This window comes from Legionella lytica (assembly GCF_023921225.1).
Lineage (GTDB): Bacteria > Pseudomonadota > Gammaproteobacteria > Legionellales > Legionellaceae > Legionella > Legionella lytica.
Map to the genome: position 1 here is coordinate 779,167 of NZ_CP071527.1, position 19,131 is coordinate 798,297.

Below are 19,131 nucleotides of genomic sequence, written 5' to 3' on the forward strand. Positions count from 1 at the left end.
ATTGAGCCTCGAATTCCGCAGAATTTCGGTGAAGATGTTTTTTTCTTTGCCGCGTTTTTAAATAAGCTTCTTAAATTATAGTCGAAGGTTTTTTAAAATTAGTAGCATAAAATTGTTAGAGTCGTAGCCCGTATTTGCGCAGCGTAATATGGGCTACGCGCTAGCTTCATTATTCGGCCCTCACCCCCAAGACAAGAAAAAACTTTTTTAGTTGCGGACTAGAGGTTACAATGTATCTTTTATCAGGGAAGGTGTTTCTCTTTACTAAGGGCTGTTTATATCCTCGATACAGGGGCATTGAGTGATCATTTTTCGTTATTTAGCTAAAGAAGTGTTTGTCACTTTGATTGCGCTAACATCTATACTCGTTTTAATTTTTTTGAGTAATCAATTAATTCAATATTTAAATCGGGCTGCTTCTGGAAGCATTCCCGGGGTTATTATTATGAAATTAATGATGCTTGAATTACCAACTTTGTTAAGCTTGTTGGTTCCTTTAGGCTTTTATATTGCCATGCTTGTCGCTTATGGACGTTTGTATGCCGAGAGTGAAATGACCGTATTAAGAGCCTGTGGTTATGGCTCAGGCCAATTACTAAAACACAGCTTTATTATGGCATCATTCGTTGCGGTTATTGTCGCTGCGGTGATGATCTGGGCTAGTCCATACATCTATATTGAGCGAGCTAAATTACTCCGTACTACTGGTATTCAAACTTTAGTCCAAACAATTATGCCGGGACGATTCCATGCGATTAATGATGGGCAGCAGGTTTTTTATGTGCAATCAATGAGTCGCGATCATACAAAGGCGGAACAAGTCTTCTTGGCAAAACGCAGCACTGAAAAGGAGAAGACTCGTTGGGATGTCTTATGGGCTGATAAGGCTTATGCAGAAACTGACGCAAAAACCGGGGAAGACTATATTATCTTGCAAGATGGTAAGGAGTATCAAGGAACCCCTGGGCATGCTAATTATCAAATTGCTGAGTTTGGTGAATATAAGGCACGTTTACCGCACCCTATTGTCAAAATAAGCGATGATTTGCGTACCTTCAGTACCGCAAGTTTATGGCCATTAAATAACGTTGATCGAGGTAAGGCTGCGGAGTTGCAATGGCGTTTATCCGTCCCTTTAATGGTACTCACGCTTACCCTAGTTGCGGTGCCCTTGAGTCGTATTAATCCACGTTCAGGTAAATATGCTAAATTATTTCCGGCAATTCTTATTTACATTCTCTATGCCAACTTGATGTTCATTGGGCGTAATGCCGTAGTTTCTGGAGCGATCCCTCAATGGATAGGCTTATGGTGGATACATCTTCTCGTAGCGGCTCTGGGATTATTCCTAATCTGGCGTAATCAGGTGAAATTAGCATGAACATTCTAGATCGTTATATTGCAAAAACTGTCCTTATGTCCATTGGGATGGTTACCTTAATGCTGGTTGGGTTACAGATTTTTATTTTATTTGTTGACCAGCTTGGCGATTTAGGGCGGGTTGATTATGGGATTATGCAAGCGGCTTTTTTTGTTCTATTGCAAATGCCTTATCAAGTTTATTTATTTTTTCCTATGGCCAGTTTATTAGGTTGCTTGATTGGCTTGGGGATTATGGCGAATCATAGTGAGTTAGTGGTGATGCGCTCCTCTGGGAAATCGATATTACAGATTACCGGAGCGGTTTTAAAAGCATCAGTCTTCTTAATTGTACTCGTTACCATCCTCGGAGAAACGGTTGTTCCGTTTTTATCTCATTATGCCCATGATTATAAAACGGCGGCGGTGAGTGGTGGTCAGACATTAAGAACCTCCAAAGGGTTTTGGTTACGTAATAATAATGATTTTATTTCTGTAGGCCAGGTTTTACCTGATTATGTATTGCATGATATTTATCAGTTTCGCTTCGATGAGCAGCGTCATCTAAAAGTAGCTCGTTTTATTCGCGAAGCCAAATACATCGACCAAGCCTGGATGGCTTATGATGTGCAAGAGACAGAGTTTCAGGGCGACAGCACAAACGCTCAAACTTTTGCAACTATTCTTTGGGATGTTCCAGTAAAGCCTAAGATCTTAACTATTAGCAGTATTGATCCGGACGAAATGACCTTACACGAGCTTAATCGTTATATTCGCGAGCAGAAGCGTAGCCATCAAAATGTGCATACCTACCAGTTCGCATTTCTGCAACGAATAGTGCAACCATTTACTACGATGGTAATGATGGTCTTGGCTATTCCCTTTATTTTTGGTCCCTTACGTTCGTCGACTATGGGTTCCAAGTTATTGGTTGGTGCTGCGGTTGGATTCGGTTTTCATATATTAAGTCGCTTTTTTGGTCCAGTAAGCACTGTATTCCAATTACCACCAGCATTAGCTGCTTTAGGTCCTACCTTTATTTTTGCTGTATTGGGAATTTATTTGATGACTCGGGTGAGGTAGCTTCGAAGGATGGTTATTAAAAAATATGCCGACATTGCGAGAATTGTATGATGGAGATTGAACAGACACCCTTTGAAAGAGGACCTACAGAGCCTTGAAACAATTAATCCTACACAACTTGCCCGGCTGCCCATCCTGAAGACCAGGCCCATTGAAAATTGTAACCACCAAGCCATCCGGTTACATCTAAGGCTTCGCCAATGAAATAAAGTCCAGAGACTTCATTCGCCTCCATCGTTTTTGAGGAAACTGCATTGCAATCAACACCACCAATGGTTACTTCGGCAGTGCGATAGCCCTCAGTCCCATTCGGCTTTATTTGCCAGGAGTTAATTTGATTGGCTATCAGCTCTAAATCACGATTGGCTAAATCGGCTAGTTTTTTTTCTGCTAGCTGTGGGGGGGCAAACAGTTCAACAACCCGCTTAGGTAGGTAATTGGCTAATACGGAATTTAATTGTTTATGTGGGCTGGTAGTTCTTGCCGTTTTTAAGGTTTCTAACAGATTGATTTCTGGGAGCAGATTAATATCAATGTGTTCTCCGGCATGCCAATAAGACGATAGCTGTAGAATTGCGGGGCCACTTAAGCCGCGGTGCGTGAATAGGGTGTTTTCGCGAAACGCAATGCGCTCGTTTTTGGCAATGCTATCGACGCTCACTCCAGAGAGTAAGGCTATTTTTTCTTTTTCGGTAACATCTAAAGTAAGAGGGACTAAGCCTGCACGTGTAGGCCATACTTTCATACCAAATTGCTCTGCCACTTTATAAGCAAAAGGGCTAGCTCCCATGGTGGGAATGGATAGGCCACCACTCGCAATAACCAATGATTGGCAATGGAATGTTCCTTTTGTGGTATACAGCTTAAATTGTTCGCCTTTTTGTATTTTCTCAATACTCGTTTGCAACTGGATTTTGCTTCCCGCTTTATCACATTCCTTTAAGAGCATGTCGACAATGTCTTTTGATTTATTGTCACAAAACAATTGTCCTAAAGTTTTTTCGTGAAAGGGAATGGAATGCTTTTGAACTAAAGAAATAAAATCCCATTGTGTATATCGTGATAAGGCGGATTTAAAGAAATGGGAATTGTGGGAGTTATATTTTTCAGGCTCGATGTAATAATTGGTAAAATTACAACGGCCGCCACCAGACATTAAGATTTTTTTGCCGACTTTATTGGCATGATCAATAACTAGTACTTTTCGACGGCGTTTGCTGGCTTCAATAGCGCACATGAGGCCTGCAGCCCCTGCACCAACAATGATGACATCTACTTCTTCCATACGTTAAGGACTACTCTAGTTCTAGGGAGACTTCTACTTTTCTATGCCAAATAACCTGGGCTAATTCAGTAATTTCACAATTGAGTAAGAATGGCGACGTCGAGCTCGTGTCTAAATTAGTACAGATTAAATTATAATGTCCCTCTTCTGAACTAGGTCTTAGCTTTCTCACCAGGGTTTCTCCAGTGATTAACTTAACAATACAGAAGGTGCCAATATAACGATCGGCGTAATCGACAGGAACTAATTTACCGCCAACATAATCTCCAATTGCATAAAATGGTTGCATAGAGTCATCGGTAATTACTGTAATAATTGGGTTTTTATTTTCTGTTTCAAAGAAGTTAATTTCTCGTAGGATGGCATCTTTTTCGGCAATAGAATTGAGCGAAAATTTATTAATTGGCCTTGGTGGGAGGCCCTCGCCATTTATAAACCATTCTGGAGATGTGATCAGGCCGCAGTCAAATAATGTTTTTACATATTTGATCATGCTTTTTTTAGGCACAGGATATCTACCGTCTTCCCACGCTTGAAGTGTTGCAGCTGAAAAACCACACTTATCTGCAAACTCGCGCCTGGAAAAACCCAACTGCATCCTTACGCTTTTAAGGCGTTCTCCGACAATTTTATAAAGTTCTCTATTCAAATCAAATTCAAATTTTAACATGGAAAGAATATTAAATATTAACGATAAAACCGAATCAACTTAATTTTATTTTTAATATTTATCCATTACAGTACATTAGCTATTGTAATAAGTGGGCTCTCGATGTCAATTTTTTTAAATAAAAGATTACAGAAAATCACATTCTGCGACATAAGTATAGACTATTTTTAAAAACAAAGGTTATTTTGTATATAAATTGTACCATTGTAAAGAAAATTAAGTAACTCGCATCATATTAAAATTTTATATTTTAATATAATCAAATATATTGAATTTAATTGATAAATGGATATTCTATTCCTTTAATCAAAAATTCAGTTGGATCTACCCATGCTGAAAAGGCTGTCGCGTTTGTATTAATGTGTTCTAATTTCATTGCTGGAGCTACTTCAGGATTTGCTCCCATCGGAAAGAATTCCATGATGAAGATGGGAGGTGCGTTAGCAAACTACCTTGTGGTATTTAGTTAAATTTTCCAATTTGAATGGAATTTTTTTAGACATTCATTAATACTTGATATTAATGAATGTTTTTTGATTTAAGGTGATTATTGTGAATGAGCTAGATATTTTAAAGTTATTTTATGATGAGATGAAACTTTTAGGGGTTACTCGCGATCAAGTGTTTTTAACGATTGAAGAAGAAGCTGCAGCTGTATTAACGCAGAAACTTAAAACTCCTGTTTCTGTAGAAGAGGCGCAAAAATTAACAGATATTTGTATTGCCAATGAATGGTTAGAGCGTACCACTGCAGACCCCTATTATAAGTATTTGTCCTTGACTGAGGCAGGCCTCCAGATGGTTTTGGCGAATGAGTACAGTTAATTTATTAAAGAATGCCAATCAAAGGTATAAACTTTAAGCAAAAATCGGTAAAATACATCACTTTATTTTTTTAGTTGTTGCCATGCCAAAACGAACTGATATTAAATCCATATTAATACTTGGTGCAGGGCCTATAGTTATTGGGCAAGCCTGTGAATTTGACTATTCCGGCACTCAAGCAGTACGGGCGCTTAGGGAAGAGGGGTATCGCGTTATTCTGGTTAATTCTAACCCAGCAACGATTATGACGGATCCAGAATTAGCTGACGCAACTTATATTGAACCTGTTTCCTGGAAAGAAGTAGCACGGATTATTGAAATTGAACGTCCTGATGCCTTATTGCCTACGATGGGAGGGCAAACGGCTCTAAACTGTGCTCTGGATCTGGTTCGTGAAGGTATTTTGGCAAAATACTCCGTAGAAATGATAGGTGCTACCCGTGAGGCGATTGATAAAGCGGAAGATCGCGAAAAATTCCGACAGTTAATGATTAAAATTGGTTTGGAAATGCCACGCTCAGCCATCGCTCATTCAATGGAAGAAGCTTTTCAGGTACAAGCACAATTAGGTTATCCTGCGATTATCCGTCCTTCATTTACCATGGGTGGAAGTGGTGGCGGTATTGCTTATAACCGTGAAGAGTTTGAAGAAATCTGTACTCGTGGTTTAGAGTTGTCACCTACCCATGAATTACTCATTGATGAATCTGTACTGGGTTGGAAAGAGTATGAAATGGAAGTGGTACGTGACAAAAATGATAATTGCATTATTGTCTGTACCATTGAGAACCTTGATCCTATGGGGGTACATACTGGTGATTCCATTACGGTAGCGCCAGCACAAACCTTAACCGATAAAGAATATCAACGCATGCGTGATGCGGCAATTAAAGTTTTGCGCGCAGTTGGCGTGGATACTGGCGGCTCAAACGTACAGTTTGCGATTAATCCTGAAGATGGGCGCATGCTGGTGGTTGAAATGAATCCCAGAGTTTCGCGAAGTTCCGCTCTTGCCTCTAAAGCGACCGGTTTTCCGATTGCTAAGATTGCCGCAAAATTGGCAGTTGGTTACACGCTGGATGAATTGAAGAATGAGATTACTGGTGGTAAGACTCCCGCCTCATTTGAGCCGAGCATTGATTATGTGGTTACTAAGGTGCCACGTTTTAACTTTGATAAATTCCCACAAACTTCGGATACCTTAACGACGCAAATGAAGTCGGTTGGTGAGGTGATGGCGATTGGTGCTAACTTCCAAGAATCTTTACAGAAAGCGATTCGAGGATTGGAAACTGGGCGTTGTGGTTTACACCCAATATTTAAGAATGACGATTTGGCTGAGTTACGAGGCCATTTACGTGAACCTACCCCCGACCGTTTATGGTATATAGCCGATGCATTTCGCCACAATTTGTCACTTGAAGAAATTCATATGGAGAGTCGGGTTGACCCTTGGTTCTTGGCACAAATTGAAGAGTTGGTACAGCTTGAGCGTTCGATTCAAGACAAGAAACTGAATGAACTGGATAAGACAACACTAAGACTATTAAAACGCCGAGGTTTTGCTGATGCCTATTTGGCACAACTATTAAGTTGTTCGGAAGATGAAGTACGTGCTTGGCGTAAGGAATTAGGTATCTTGCCCGTGTATAAGCGTATCGACTCCTGTGCGGGTGAATTCCCCAGTGATACCGCATACATGTACTCTTGCTATGAGAGTAGTTGCGAGGCACGTCCAGACAGTGATAAGAAAAAGATTATGATTCTTGGTGGCGGGCCTAACCGGATTGGCCAAGGGATTGAATTTGATTATTGTTGCGTGCATGCGGCAATGGCATTAAGAGACGCTGGATGCCAAACCATTATGGTAAATTGTAATCCAGAAACGGTTTCTACTGATTTTGATACTTCCGATCGCCTGTATTTCGAACCAGTAACACTAGAAGATGTGCTTGCGATTGTGGATGTAGAGAATCCAGATGGGGTCATCGTTCATTATGGTGGACAAACACCATTAAAATTGGCGCGTGCTTTAGAGGCGAACGGCGTGAAAATTATAGGTACTTCACCTGATGCAATTGACCGGGCCGAAGACCGGGATCGTTTCCAGAAATTGGTTACGGAATTACGTCTACATCAGCCAGAGAATGGCACTGTGCGTAGTGAAGCAGAAGCCATTGTTTTGGCGAATAAAATTGGTTATCCCTTAGTCGTTAGACCTTCTTATGTACTCGGGGGAAGAGCCATGGAAGTGGTCTATCAAGAAGAGGATTTACGGCATTATTTATCCCATGCAGTAGAGGTATCCAATGATTCCCCCGTATTGCTGGATAGATTTTTGAATGATGCCATTGAAGTGGATATTGATGCAGTCTGTGATGGTAAGGATGTATTGATTGGTGCGGTCATGGAGCATATTGAACAAGCAGGTATCCACTCAGGTGATTCGGCTTGTACATTACCACCTTTTAGCTTGAGTGTGGTGGTGCAACAAGATCTGATGGAGCAAATGCGTCAAATGGCATTGAAATTAGGTGTAGTTGGTTTAATCAATGCGCAATTTGCAATTCAAGCGGATGATATTTATGTATTGGAAGTGAATCCGCGTGCATCGCGCACGGTTCCTTTCGTATCCAAAGCGACAGGCTTTCCTTTAGCGAAGATTGCGGCACGTTGTAAGTTAGGTATGAGTTTAAAAGAGCAGGGTTTAAGTCAAAATCATCATATGCCGGCATTTTACTCCATTAAGCTGCCGGTTTTCCCTTTTATCAAGTTTTCTGGCGTCGATTCGATTCTTGGTCCTGAGATGAAGTCGACAGGAGAGGTAATGGGGATCGCGAGACGTTTTGGACAAGCATTTGCCAAAGCACAATTAGGTGCAGGGTGTAATATTCCCAAACGGCGGCGTGCTTTTGTTTCAGTACGTGATGCGGATAAGACCAGGGTGGGAGAGATTGCAAAACGCTTAATTGAATTAGGTTTTGAAATCATTGCCACTCGGGGTACGGCTTTAGTATTACAAGCGGCAGGAGTTGATTGCCGCAGGGTATTTAAAGTTACTGAAGGGCGTCCCCATGTATTGGATTTCATTAAAAATAATGAGATCGATTTCATTGTAAATACTACTGAAGGCAAGCGAGCGATTGCAGATTCTTTTGCAATCAGACGTAATGCTTTACAGCATAAAGTGAGTTATACGACGACTCTTTCTGGTGCTGAGGCAGCATGTCTTGCAATGAAATATGAAGACCGAGAGACTGTAACTCGTTTACAGGATTTACATTAACTATTGGTATCATTTATTGGGGGGCGTTAGTTCCATTGCCCCTAAACAATCTTCATTCTGGTCTAGGGGAGACAACTGGAATGGAGGTTCAATGAGGTATCTTTACCAGGGAATTACATTTAGAGGTTGATATGAATAAACATCCCATGACAATACAAGGTGCAGAAGCACTGAAAGAAGAATTACAACGTTTAAAGTTTGTTGATAGACCACGTATAGTAGAATCAATAGCTACGGCACGTGCACATGGTGATTTAAAGGAAAATGCTGAGTATCATGCTGCGCGCGAACAACAAAGTTTTAATGAGGGGCGTATTCAAGAGTTGGAAGCGAAATTATCTAATGCGCAAATTATTGATATTAGTAAATTAGCTAATAATGGAAAGGTGGTATTTGGCTCAACCGTGACGGTTTGCCATCTCGCAACAGAAGCTCAGATCACTTATCAGATCGTTGGCGAAGATGAAGCCGATATTAAACTGCATAAAATTTCATACAGCTCACCAATTGGTCGTGCACTTATTGGGAAAGAGTTGGATGATGTCGTAACCGTCAATACGCCAGGTGGCATGGTTGATTACGAAATCATTGACGTACAATATGTTTAAACTCTTCTGCTTTTTATTTTGTAGTTTACATACGTTTATATCACCATCTCATTAAACATCCCTGAGGTTGGGTTTTACAACCCAGCCTATTATCGTGAAAGTGACGGTCATCATTATTGAAAAAACTAAAGTACTATTCATTCTCTTAGTTAGTTGATCCTATTAAGAAATAGACTTTACATGCGAACAAAAGAAGAATTTTTTGCTGTCAAAATTTATTTTTTTCGATTAATATGGCTTTTTTTTGGCCTTTCATGGGAGGCAGATAATGACTCAACGATGCTATGTAGTTTTACGGGGAAACCTTGCTTTTAATTTTCGGAGCATTGACCTTCAAACAATTAGTGCAAAAGATTTAACAGACTTAATATTTTCACAGACAATAGATGCTACGTTAGTATACGAGTCACACGATGAAAATAATGCAAATAAAGAGCTTGGGCGTGAGGATGCTTACTTACCCGTTAAAAGTGCAAACCTTAATGTAAAATTTACGCTCCATTGCAGTAAAGAGGCATTTGTAGAAAAGCAAAAAAAATACCAACAACAAAAAGCTCTTTCCGTTGAGAACCAAGTATCATTACCTATAGATCCTACTATAGGCGTCAAGAGGCAGGAGAGACCGGCGGGACGACTGGCCATCAACGTAGTTGAAATTATCAATAATGAGTTAAATATCTTAACTCAAAAAGGCAATGGTACTCTGATAAGTCAGCACTTTTCTGTTCATAAACGCTATAGTCCCAGCATGTTTTCTGGAAATTTAGCCGATATTTCTATTGTATTTGGAGGAAGTCATCAAGATGTGCCTACTGACGAGGAGCAAGATGCGCGGAAAAGATGTTGTGTCATAGCTTAATGACTACGCCATATTACTACCTATCCCGTATTAGACTAGGTTAATACGGGATAGGTAATGCTTAAGATTGAGAGTCGTTTTGCTGAATACCACCAACAACCCAAGCACTATTGCCATCAAATTGGCGGAAATGCCAAATTTCATCTAGTTGCGTTATTGGCTCATCATTTTCTTTAACGGAACCCGTAAAGTGTACGCTGGCAATATAGGAATTAGTTTGTCTGGAGATATCCAATAATTCCGCTTCTAGCGTAATTACTTCCGTTTTATTGGGCTCATTGCCAAGCTCATCCAATTGCATTTTTATTTCAGCAAAGACTTCGGGAGCGGTAAACTCTCTTAAATCTTGAGTATTTTTTTCATCATAAGCTGCTTGCAGGCGATTAAAGGTTACTTTGGCTTCGCGCAAAAAGCTTGCTGGTGAAAAGCCGGCTGGAACGTCTGCCGCACTGCTACTGCTGGGAGTAGAGTTGTTAAATGCTTGAGTAAAATTGTTAAACGGACTCTGCTGCTGGTTAAATGCACGGTTTTGCTGTCCAGCTTGCATTCCCGGCTGCATGCGTCTGCGGAAAAAGTTAACGGCAAAAAATATGACCGCTCCAACGATTAACCACGTCAGTATGCCAGTACCGAATCCATGCCCCATAAATAGGCTTGTTAATAGACCGCCAATTAATAAACCACCTAAGAGTCCACCCCATTTGCTGGTATTGTTAGTACGTTGTCCCAAGGGTTTTGCACTTTGAGCTTTATTAGGGGAGTACATACTGCTTTGTGAGCGCTGCACGCCAAAACTTCTGCCACCTCCAAAACGCTTGGCTGCTGCTTCATTAACTAACAGACCAAAGCTTAGTATGGTGATAAGTAAACATGAAATGAGAGTACGCATAGTATCTGACCTTTCTTTAAATAGGGAGTAACAGTATATATGAACTAAGGCTATTTTTCCTCTATGTGGATAAAAAATAAACTATAATTAATAAAGTAGTTATTGAAATTAATTCTTTTACGACCAATAAATACACAGACTTCTTGAAGTTAGCTTATTTTGAGTCCTTATTTTCCATTGCTAGTGTTGTGCTAAACCCCTTACACGAAGTGTCACCAGAGCATTTTATATTGCAGCCTGAGGAAGTATTTGCACTGACTTCTATGGGTATCGCGATGGATGAGTTTCTATCTTGTCAACCTAAAAAAAACATGGTTTATTCTACCCAGGATAAATTGGAGGCTTTACAGGATTTGGTTAATCGTATTGAGGATGAAATCGAACATTGCCAAAAAGAAAAAGTAACAAATCTTAAAATGGCCCGGTATGAACATAAGATTATGGTGTTAAATGCAACAAAGAATTATCTATGCGACAATATCGATATTGATATTTTAAATGCGTATAAGCGGCAATATCCTAAGTGGAATAAGGGCTTAGGTAAATCAAATACCGAGGCTCTTGTTGAGGAGGCATGTGACTTGAAAGGAACGGGCCAGTCATTGGGAATAACGTATAAGTTAGCAATGGTGCCTTGATTAGGTTGTGCGCTGCATCAAGGCTGGTTTCAGGCAAAAGCGTGTATTATATGGGAATATAATGACCTTTATTTTCTCATAAAACAACAAAAAAATACAACTTTTGTGCTTTTATCATTATTCATAATGTTCTCTTAATGTTTCATTGTTATAATTCTCCAACTTTTTAGTCCAATATCATTTCCTTGTTTATGGAGAGTAATTATGCCTGGTTTTTTTAAGCGTCCCGATCCTGAGAAAAATTTCTTTTACAATTATTTTGATCATCTTAATGCTTTAGGAAAAGGTGCAGATGCTCTTTATCATCGGTTTAGCGAGTTGAGAACCGTGGATGAGCAGTGGGATTTTCTTGAGAAAGTACTCAGTGACCGCAACCTTATATTGCAACCTCTACGCGATGGTTATGATTATATGGATGAGGTTATTGGGGCTACAGTTTTACCTACAGCAGGTGCGCTGACTTCGCTTGGTCTTCTTGTGTTTGCGGTATGGGAAGTGGCTCAATCATTAGCTATTAATTTGGGATTTGCTAGAAATGACCGAGAAGCACATGCAGATAACGCGCTTCAGTATTTCCTAGGAGCAGCACTAGTACTCGCATTTTCTGCTATGTCTTTTATCAAGTCATGCATTAGCTTGATAAGCCGTCCTATAGCTACGGCAGAACATGGCTTTGCAAAACAAGATAAAGATCGTTTTTATAATGAAGATAAAGAGCCAGCTGTTGAAGCAGCTAGAGAAGGTATTAAAGAGGCTGTTGATGGTGCTGCGAGTGTTTTAAACCGCATGTTTAACTTTTAACTAGCTAATTATTTAAGCTGGGCTGTTAAGCCCAGCCTTTCCACTCTTCGATAATTAACTTCAGACAATCGCCTCATTTAACACAAAGCCATTTAAAATTCCTGGAGTAAATGGGTTTACCTGATTATTGGTTTTTAATAAATAACGGCCTGAATTACTATTCACTTCAAAAAGAATTTGCAAACTTGAGCTGTCTTGCTCGTCAATTAATACATTTACTTTTTCCAGAAGTTTAAATAATGCCCAATTACCTTGCTCCGCCAATTCATAGTGATTGCCATCAATAGAATCTAATGCGAGTTTGACATTAGGTTGAGGCCAAATAAAACGAATATGCGATTCACTACTTTGATTATCTGAAATTTGAGTATGTCCAATTTCCAGAACCAGGCTTGCAATTACGGGATCCAGATTTATTTTTTGCAGACTAAAGTCGATCCGGCTCTCATTACCGCCGTTGGGGAAAAACATATTTGTAATTATATTTGCCCGCATAAGTGCATCCAGTGTTTCCGTGGCGATAGGGAGGACCGAGTCATTAACCGCCTTTGGTTTCCATTCTGCGGTAGCTGTGTCTAGAAACGGTTTAACAAATTGCTCCGTAAAGACGTTTAAGGAACCATTGGTTGCGAAAAAGTGGTTAAAATCAGCAATGGCAATTTCTTCGGATTGATTTGCATCCAAGGGATAGCGTTTGGCAATTCGATGTTGGAATTCCTGATAAATCGTTTGTTGCCATTGCTGATTAATGTACTGACGACTGTCTTTGAGCAATAGCCCCCAGGTTTCACCGGCTAATTGCTTCGCCCAACTACTTAAGGGTTCAGGTAATTGTTGCCCTTGATTAAAGAGTAAGCTGACCGGATCAGAAGCTGTATCACTCATAAAACGGGAGCGAGTAATATTAAATGCTGTTTTTCCCCCATCATTAATCATCGATAAAGTTGAAATGAAGCGATCTAGTTCTTCTATTTTGATACTTAATTCTTTAGTGCCTGAGAGGCTCATTAAATTTAAATCGGTAAACTGGCTGGCAATTGCCTGGTTAAATAAGGATGATTCATTGCTTAAATCGGCCTTGGTTTCTTGTTGTAATAAGCCAACTAAAGTGGTGACAGCATGGGATTGTTCCAAGCGTTTAGCCACCTGGCGACCTTCCTGATAATTCTGATAATGTGCTGGTTGCGAGCGACGCATAAAAGTTTGCCACCAGGTAACATAATCGTAGCAATAAGCTTGAGTGAGCATATTAGGCAGGTCTGATATGTCCTGACGTGCCAGCACCCAGTTTTCTTTTTGCAGATTTTGGCTCATTTCAGGGATTTTCTTTATTATTTCGTTAAAACCTGCTCGGGTGTAATAAACAGGCAATTCATCAGTAGCTAAAATAAATCCATCAGCGGTAATTTTTTGTCGCGTGCTGGGGAAGGATTCTTTCGCGATAGAGTAATAAAGATAACTGCTGGGCAAGGCATTTAAATAATTACGTGCATCACTAACCACTTGCGATTTCATTAACATATCTTTAGGTGGTTTGCTTAAAGATTGTTTCAGTAATGCCATTTGCTTTTGCAATTCCGCAGCGGGCAAATTACGCCATTGAGTACTAAACCAGTCGTGAACCTGTACTGCAGAAAAATGCTCAGGCTGTCCTAACATCAGATACACTTTAAGGGCATTATAACGAGCAATAGGAGTATTGCCCGGGCTATTAATTACGGTTTCCAATTCCGCTGTGATTGCAGGTAAAAACTCACCTTGTAAGCGATGCTGCGTATTATTATGCAAGTTCGATTTTAATTGATGTACTGTAGGCAAAGATAAGGAGTTACTGGATACATGGGCTAATTTTTTAGCTGCATTCGACAGATGATACAGTGCTTGCTTGCCCTTATCTTTTTGGCTAATTAGCGCATCATATGCCAGCAATTCTTTACTTGCCGCATCTAATAAATGCACCGCTTTATAATGATGGTAACTTAAAATACATAAAGTAATTCCGGCAATCCCGGCAATAAGTGCAACCAATGGTTTTTGGGAAAACTTACGTGATTGTGGGACTTGGCTACATTGTTCCTGTATGGACTTTAAAGCGCCCTCAACAAAATAGGCTCTAAAATTAGTCGCCTGAGGAAATGTATCTTGTACCACCAATGCATATTCATGCTGGATTTTCTTATTTAAGCGGTCAATACTGACCCCACTTTGTTCCGCACTGGTAAAATAAATCGAGTGTAGCTGAAATAATTTGGGTGAAATTCCTTGCAGTAGGGAATGAATAGGCGGGCGCAAGCCTGCCATTTGAATAGGGAATTCACGAATTAAGCTTCGTCGCATTGTTGAACGAGCAGGATGCATTTTGGGGATTACTTGTTGCCCTAAAGTTTCAAGAAGTTGATTGAATTGTGAGGTAAAGGTTTCTATTTTTTTGTGTAATTCATTCACGCAATCTAATGAAAAACCTAGTGGTTTTAAGAGCTCAGAAGCATGATTCGATTGATAAAACTCAGTAAAGCCGGCCAAGGTGTCCATTTTTGTGAAAACTAACGCTAATTCCACGGGATAACCTAGGTTAACTCCCCAGCGCTCTAAGAGTTGTAAGTGAGCTTTTCTTTTTTCGCCAAATTGATTACGGTCACTAATAAGTAAATCTTCAACATCAATACACAGTACTACCCCGGTAATTTTAAGGTAACTACTGCAACGATTGAGTTGTTTTAAGGTATTTTGCAGCAAGGTTTTACTGTTGGTAAACCAGCCTTCACCAAGTTCGACAATAATACCGCGTGGATTAAAATAAACTTTGGCATGTTCTTCACTAAAGACAGGCATTTCTTCCATATTGCTTTGCTTTAATAAAGAAGATTTACCTTGAGCATGTTTTCCGGTGATCACGATAAACGACAATTGGTTGCTTTGTGGTTTTAATCGCGAGAGTGTTTTTTTAATTGCATCACATAATGCATGTAAAGAGTTGTCCATTATTTATCCAGTGCTGCAAGTTGGGTATGTCCAAACAAAACGGCTTTTGCTTTATTTTCTAATAAAATGTGACTGGTAAAAAAAGCAAGGGAAACAATAGCTGCAGCAATAGCTGCAGTTAATATGGCTGTTTTATAATTTTTTTTCACGATTTTGGGCATGGGGTTTTCATTGAATAAACGCTGTGGTTTGTGAAAACGATGCTGTTGGGTGATTTGATATAGATCTTCAATATAATTATCTAAAACTTGTCGTCCATCTGCTGTAAGATGGTAGCGCCCTTCAAATCCAAGTATGAGTAAGTAATATACCAATTCGATCAGATCGAGATATTGATTTGGTCGCTCTTTAATGTAGTCGACAATCTCAAAGAAACGGTCTTGAGGTTGGGCATTATCGTTGGTTAGTGGGGTAAACGCGTTGAATTCAGCCGTGATATTATAGACACGCATGTAACTTTTACCGAGCACTTCATCGATTGTTGCTGACACTAGGTAGTATGCAATACCAATTAATGCCTCTGGGTATTTTGAAGCATGGAGCTTGCTGTGAAAGGCTAATAGTTCATGTTCAATGTTATCCCTGATATGGTCAACCGGGGGGAGGGCTGGACTCAAGCACAGGCGTTCTAACAGTGATAGCAACGGTCCGGTTGCTGCAACCAACGTATTGGTAGAAAAGGGGGCAATAAATAATTTAGAGCGATAATAGCCTTGCGGGGCAGGCAACGGACCCGAATTCGTGATGGGATTACTGACAAGTGAGGTGGAATAAAGCTCAGCTGCCATCGTTTAGCTCCTAACGGTTTTTTGCTCTGTCATCCATTCTGATGTGCAAAAACTCTAAATTTAAAAGAGAAGATAATACGTTATGTAATTGGGATTAGCAATTGCCTCGTGTTGAGCACTATAAGGCCCATGGCCCAACAAGGCATCGTGCCGCATCAGAACACATGGGGTTAACCTACATGTCGCGGCTCAAATCCCTGTATTGTACTGTGCTAATACGGGCTACGATGTGGAATTTCCAAACATCTCTAACTTGCGCCAACCCACTATAATAAGGTACCATTCGCCTGTGCCGCATATAGAACTATTTTAGTACTATATTTAAAGTAAGAATAACAATAATTATGCACCGGCTTTGTCTTTAATTAAGACTTATTTAGTACTAGATTATTTGGCTTTGGAGTGTTATGCTGCGCATCAGCAAATTGGCCGATTATGGAACAGTTGTGATGGTGTACCTTGCCAGGCACCCACAAGATTTATGTAACGCCCGTGATATCGCCTTACATACTCATTTGACTGTTCCGACGGTAAGTAAAATTTTAAAACGTTTAACCAGTGCAGGCTTGCTCACCTCCGTGCGAGGAGTAACCGGAGGATATCGGTTACGTAGGCCTGCTACTGAAATTTCCGTGTCGCAAATTATTTTTGCGTTGGAAGAACATCGTGGTTTCACCGAATGCAGTTTGCAACCTAATGACTGCTCGTTACAAGGAGTTTGTACGATTCAGGGCAATTGGCGACTTATTAGCCAGGCGATAGAGACCGCGTTGGATAGTGTGAGTTTGGATACCTTGGCAAAACCAACTCTACAGGTACGCGATATAGAGCGTATCCGACAATTAGCAAGTGGAGTCAATCGTGGCTAAAAGCAGTGAGCAACTTAATTCTCTGCTCGATAGAGAATATCAACATGGTTTTATAACCGACATTGAAGTAGAAACTTTTGAACCCGGACTGAATGAAGACGTAATTCGTCGTTTATCAGCCATTAAAGGGGAGCCCGAGTTTTTACTGGAATGGCGTTTGCAAGCATTCAGGCACTGGCTAACTATGCCACATCCTGAATGGTCTAGTGTGCATTATCCTCCAATCGATTATCAGGCTATTTCTTATTATTCTGCGCCTAAAAGCAAAAAAGATGCGCCTAAGAGTCTAGATGAGGTTGATCCTGAATTATTAAGAACCTATGAAAAATTAGGGATCCCTTTAAAAGAACAAGAGTTATTGGCTGGTGTTGCGGTTGATGCTGTATTTGATAGTGTTTCTGTAGCGACGACCTTTAAAGCTAAATTGGCTGAGAAAGGGGTAATCTTTTGCCCATTTTCAGAAGCAGTACACACGTATCCTGATTTACTCATGAAGTACTTAGGTTCTGTAGTGTCTTATCGTGATAACTTCTATGCTGCGTTGAATTCAGCAGTATTTAGTGATGGCTCATTTGTATACATTCCTAAAGGCGTGCGTTGTCCTATGGAGTTATCTACTTATTTCCGTATCAATGCTGCATCTACGGGACAGTTTGAGCGTACTTTGATTATTGCTGATGACGACAGCTACGTTTCCTACCTTGAAGGGTGTACCGCTCCGATGCGTGATGAAAATCAATTGCATGCGGCTGTAGTTGAGTTAGTGGCTTTAGATGGCGCGCAAATTAAATATTCTACCGTACAAAACTGGTATCCTGGTGATAAAGAAGGTAAGGGCGGTATTTATAATTTTGTAACCAAACGCGGTGCTTGCCGTGGTAAACGTTCTAAAATTTCTTGGACTCAGATTGAAACCGGCTCTGCGATTACCTGGAAATATCCTAGTGTTATCTTACAAGGTGATGATTCGGTGGGTGAGTTTTATTCGGTTGCCTTAACCAATAATTTCCAACAGGCCGATACAGGCACGAAAATGGTTCATATTGGTAAAAACACCCGTTCTACCATTATTTCTAAAGGAATCAGTGCGGGTCGTGCTCATAATGCTTATCGTGGTCTAGTACGCATTGCGCCAACGGCAACGAATGCACGTAATTACACTCAGTGTGACTCCATGTTGATGGGGTCTGAATGTTCAGCACATACATTCCCATACATTGAGGTGAAAAATCCAACCGCACAAGTAGAACATGAAGCAACAACGTCAAAAATCAGTGAAGAACAATTGTTTTATTGCCAACAACGCGGCATCGACACTGAAGATGCAGTTTCTATGATTGTGAACGGTTTTTGTAAGCAAGTATTGAAAGAATTACCCATGGAATTTGCTGTAGAAGCCACTAAATTGCTGGGTTTAAGTTTAGAAGGGGCAGTAGGCTAATATGTTAAAAATTAATGAATTAAATGTTGAAGTGAACGAACAGTCGATTTTAAAAGGCATTAACCTTAATGTTAATCCTGGTGAAGTTCACGCCATCATGGGCCCTAACGGTTCAGGAAAAAGCACCTTATCTAAAGTCTTAGCTGGTCATCCTTCGTATCTGGTAACCAGTGGCGAGATGATGTATTTAGGTAATGATTTAGCGCCCTTGTCTCCTGAGGAACGTGCGCGTGCTGGAATTTTCCTATCGTTTCAATATCCAGTAGAAATTCCTGGGGTAACCAACATTAATTTTCTTAAGGCTTCTGTCAATGCCGTGCGTAAAGGCCAAGGCAAAAATCCTTTAGATGCTATTGAGTTCTTAAGCTTCATTCGTGAAAAGTGCGAATTATTGGATATGGATGAAAGCTTTTTATATCGCAGCATCAACGAAGGATTCTCCGGCGGTGAGAAAAAGCGCAATGAAATCCTGCAAATGGCGGCATTAGAACCTAAATTAGCAATCCTTGATGAAACTGATTCAGGCTTGGATATTGATGCATTACGTATCATTTCCCATGGCGTAAATGCTATGCGTTCACCTGAGCGTTCAATTGTTTTAGTAACGCACTATCAACGCCTATTAGATTATATTGAGCCTGATTTTATTCACGTGTTAGTGAATGGGCGAATTATTATGTCTGGTGATAAAACCCTAGCACTCGAATTAGAGAAAAAAGGGTACAGCTGGCTTGAGGAAACGGTGTAG

17 protein-coding genes are annotated in these 19,131 nt (G+C 40.2%); 11 read left to right on the forward strand and 6 right to left on the reverse strand.

From position 1 onward, the window contains the following. Positions 1 to 301: 301 nt before the first annotated feature. The gene (lptF, locus tag J2N86_RS03430; RefSeq protein ID WP_252581008.1) at positions 302 to 1,381 is read left to right on the forward strand and encodes an LPS export ABC transporter permease LptF; all 1,080 of its coding nucleotides are present in this window, start codon (positions 302 to 304) and stop codon (positions 1,379 to 1,381) included. Beyond that, positions 1,372 to 2,442 (forward strand): LPS export ABC transporter permease LptG, encoded by a 1,071-nt coding sequence (lptG, locus tag J2N86_RS03435; protein WP_252582348.1) that lies wholly within the window; start codon positions 1,372 to 1,374, stop codon positions 2,440 to 2,442. Before lptF ends, lptG begins: the two co-directional genes overlap by 10 nt. A gap of 109 nt (positions 2,443 to 2,551) precedes the next feature. Here the strand turns inward: lptG and J2N86_RS03440 are convergent, their stop codons facing one another. From J2N86_RS03440 to J2N86_RS16100, 3 genes are all read right to left on the reverse strand, one after another. Continuing rightward, complete coding sequence (locus J2N86_RS03440; protein WP_252581009.1) at positions 2,552 to 3,727, reverse strand: BaiN/RdsA family NAD(P)/FAD-dependent oxidoreductase; 1,176 nt, start codon at positions 3,725 to 3,727, stop codon at positions 2,552 to 2,554. Positions 3,728 to 3,737: 10 nt separating this feature from the next. Then, the gene (locus tag J2N86_RS03445) at positions 3,738 to 4,397 is read right to left on the reverse strand and encodes a helix-turn-helix domain-containing protein (RefSeq protein ID WP_252581010.1); all 660 of its coding nucleotides are present in this window, start codon (positions 4,395 to 4,397) and stop codon (positions 3,738 to 3,740) included. 274 nt (positions 4,398 to 4,671) lie between these two features. Continuing rightward, positions 4,672 to 4,803, reverse strand: a complete 132-nt coding sequence (locus J2N86_RS16100; protein ID WP_289781841.1) for a hypothetical protein — start codon at positions 4,801 to 4,803, stop codon at positions 4,672 to 4,674. A gap of 146 nt (positions 4,804 to 4,949) precedes the next feature. On the opposite strand from J2N86_RS16100, the gene J2N86_RS03450 reads away from it, so the two are divergent. The 4 genes from J2N86_RS03450 (at position 4,950) to J2N86_RS03465 (ending at position 9,975) form a co-directional block, all read left to right on the forward strand. Continuing rightward, positions 4,950 to 5,222: a hypothetical protein gene (locus J2N86_RS03450; protein ID WP_252581011.1), complete on the forward strand. Its 273-nt coding sequence runs from the start codon at positions 4,950 to 4,952 to the stop codon at positions 5,220 to 5,222. Positions 5,223 to 5,304: 82 nt separating this feature from the next. Further along, positions 5,305 to 8,508, forward strand: coding sequence for a carbamoyl-phosphate synthase large subunit (gene carB / locus J2N86_RS03455; protein ID WP_252581012.1), 3,204 nt, complete (start codon positions 5,305 to 5,307; stop codon positions 8,506 to 8,508). Positions 8,509 to 8,639: 131 nt separating this feature from the next. After that, entirely contained in the window at positions 8,640 to 9,116 is a 477-nt protein-coding gene (gene greA / locus J2N86_RS03460) for a transcription elongation factor GreA (protein ID WP_252581013.1), read from the forward strand. A 268-nt stretch (positions 9,117 to 9,384) separates the two neighbouring features. After that, positions 9,385 to 9,975 carry a hypothetical protein gene (locus J2N86_RS03465; protein ID WP_252581014.1) on the forward strand — a complete coding sequence of 197 codons (591 nt, stop codon included), beginning with the start codon at positions 9,385 to 9,387 and terminating at the stop codon, positions 9,973 to 9,975. Positions 9,976 to 10,036: 61 nt separating this feature from the next. On the opposite strand, the gene J2N86_RS03470 is transcribed toward J2N86_RS03465, so the two are convergent. Then, positions 10,037 to 10,864, reverse strand: a complete 828-nt coding sequence (locus J2N86_RS03470) for a Tim44 domain-containing protein (protein ID WP_252581015.1) — start codon at positions 10,862 to 10,864, stop codon at positions 10,037 to 10,039. A 188-nt stretch (positions 10,865 to 11,052) separates the two neighbouring features. Here J2N86_RS03470 and J2N86_RS03475 point away from each other — a divergent pair, with 188 nt between their 5' ends. After that, positions 11,053 to 11,502 (forward strand): hypothetical protein, encoded by a 450-nt coding sequence (locus J2N86_RS03475; protein ID WP_252581016.1) that lies wholly within the window; start codon positions 11,053 to 11,055, stop codon positions 11,500 to 11,502. A 204-nt stretch (positions 11,503 to 11,706) separates the two neighbouring features. Beyond that, on the forward strand, positions 11,707 to 12,303 hold the full coding sequence (locus J2N86_RS03480; RefSeq protein ID WP_252581017.1) for a hypothetical protein: 597 nt from the start codon (positions 11,707 to 11,709) through the stop codon (positions 12,301 to 12,303). A 60-nt stretch (positions 12,304 to 12,363) separates the two neighbouring features. Here J2N86_RS03480 and icmF read toward each other — a convergent pair whose 3' ends face one another. Together icmF and icmH are read right to left on the reverse strand one after the other, a co-directional pair. Further along, entirely contained in the window at positions 12,364 to 15,285 is a 2,922-nt protein-coding gene (icmF, locus tag J2N86_RS03485) for a type IVB secretion system protein IcmF (protein ID WP_252581018.1), read from the reverse strand. Next, positions 15,285 to 16,073, reverse strand: a complete 789-nt coding sequence (icmH, locus tag J2N86_RS03490) for a type IVB secretion system protein IcmH/DotU (protein WP_252581019.1) — start codon at positions 16,071 to 16,073, stop codon at positions 15,285 to 15,287. The genes icmF and icmH overlap by 1 nt, the downstream gene beginning before the upstream one ends. Positions 16,074 to 16,480: 407 nt before the next feature. Between icmH and J2N86_RS03495 the strand changes: the two genes are divergently transcribed. Genes J2N86_RS03495 through sufC form a run of 3 tightly spaced genes read left to right on the forward strand, consistent with a single transcriptional unit; the run spans position 16,481 to position 19,131 of the window. Next, a complete protein-coding gene (locus J2N86_RS03495) occupies positions 16,481 to 16,942 on the forward strand; it encodes an SUF system Fe-S cluster assembly regulator (protein WP_252581020.1) in 462 nt (153 codons plus the stop codon). Beyond that, positions 16,935 to 18,383, forward strand: a complete 1,449-nt coding sequence (gene sufB / locus J2N86_RS03500) for a Fe-S cluster assembly protein SufB (protein WP_252581021.1) — start codon at positions 16,935 to 16,937, stop codon at positions 18,381 to 18,383. Before J2N86_RS03495 ends, sufB begins: the two co-directional genes overlap by 8 nt. Before the next feature lies 1 nt (position 18,384). Beyond that, positions 18,385 to 19,131: a Fe-S cluster assembly ATPase SufC gene (sufC, locus tag J2N86_RS03505; RefSeq protein WP_252581022.1), complete on the forward strand. Its 747-nt coding sequence runs from the start codon at positions 18,385 to 18,387 to the stop codon at positions 19,129 to 19,131.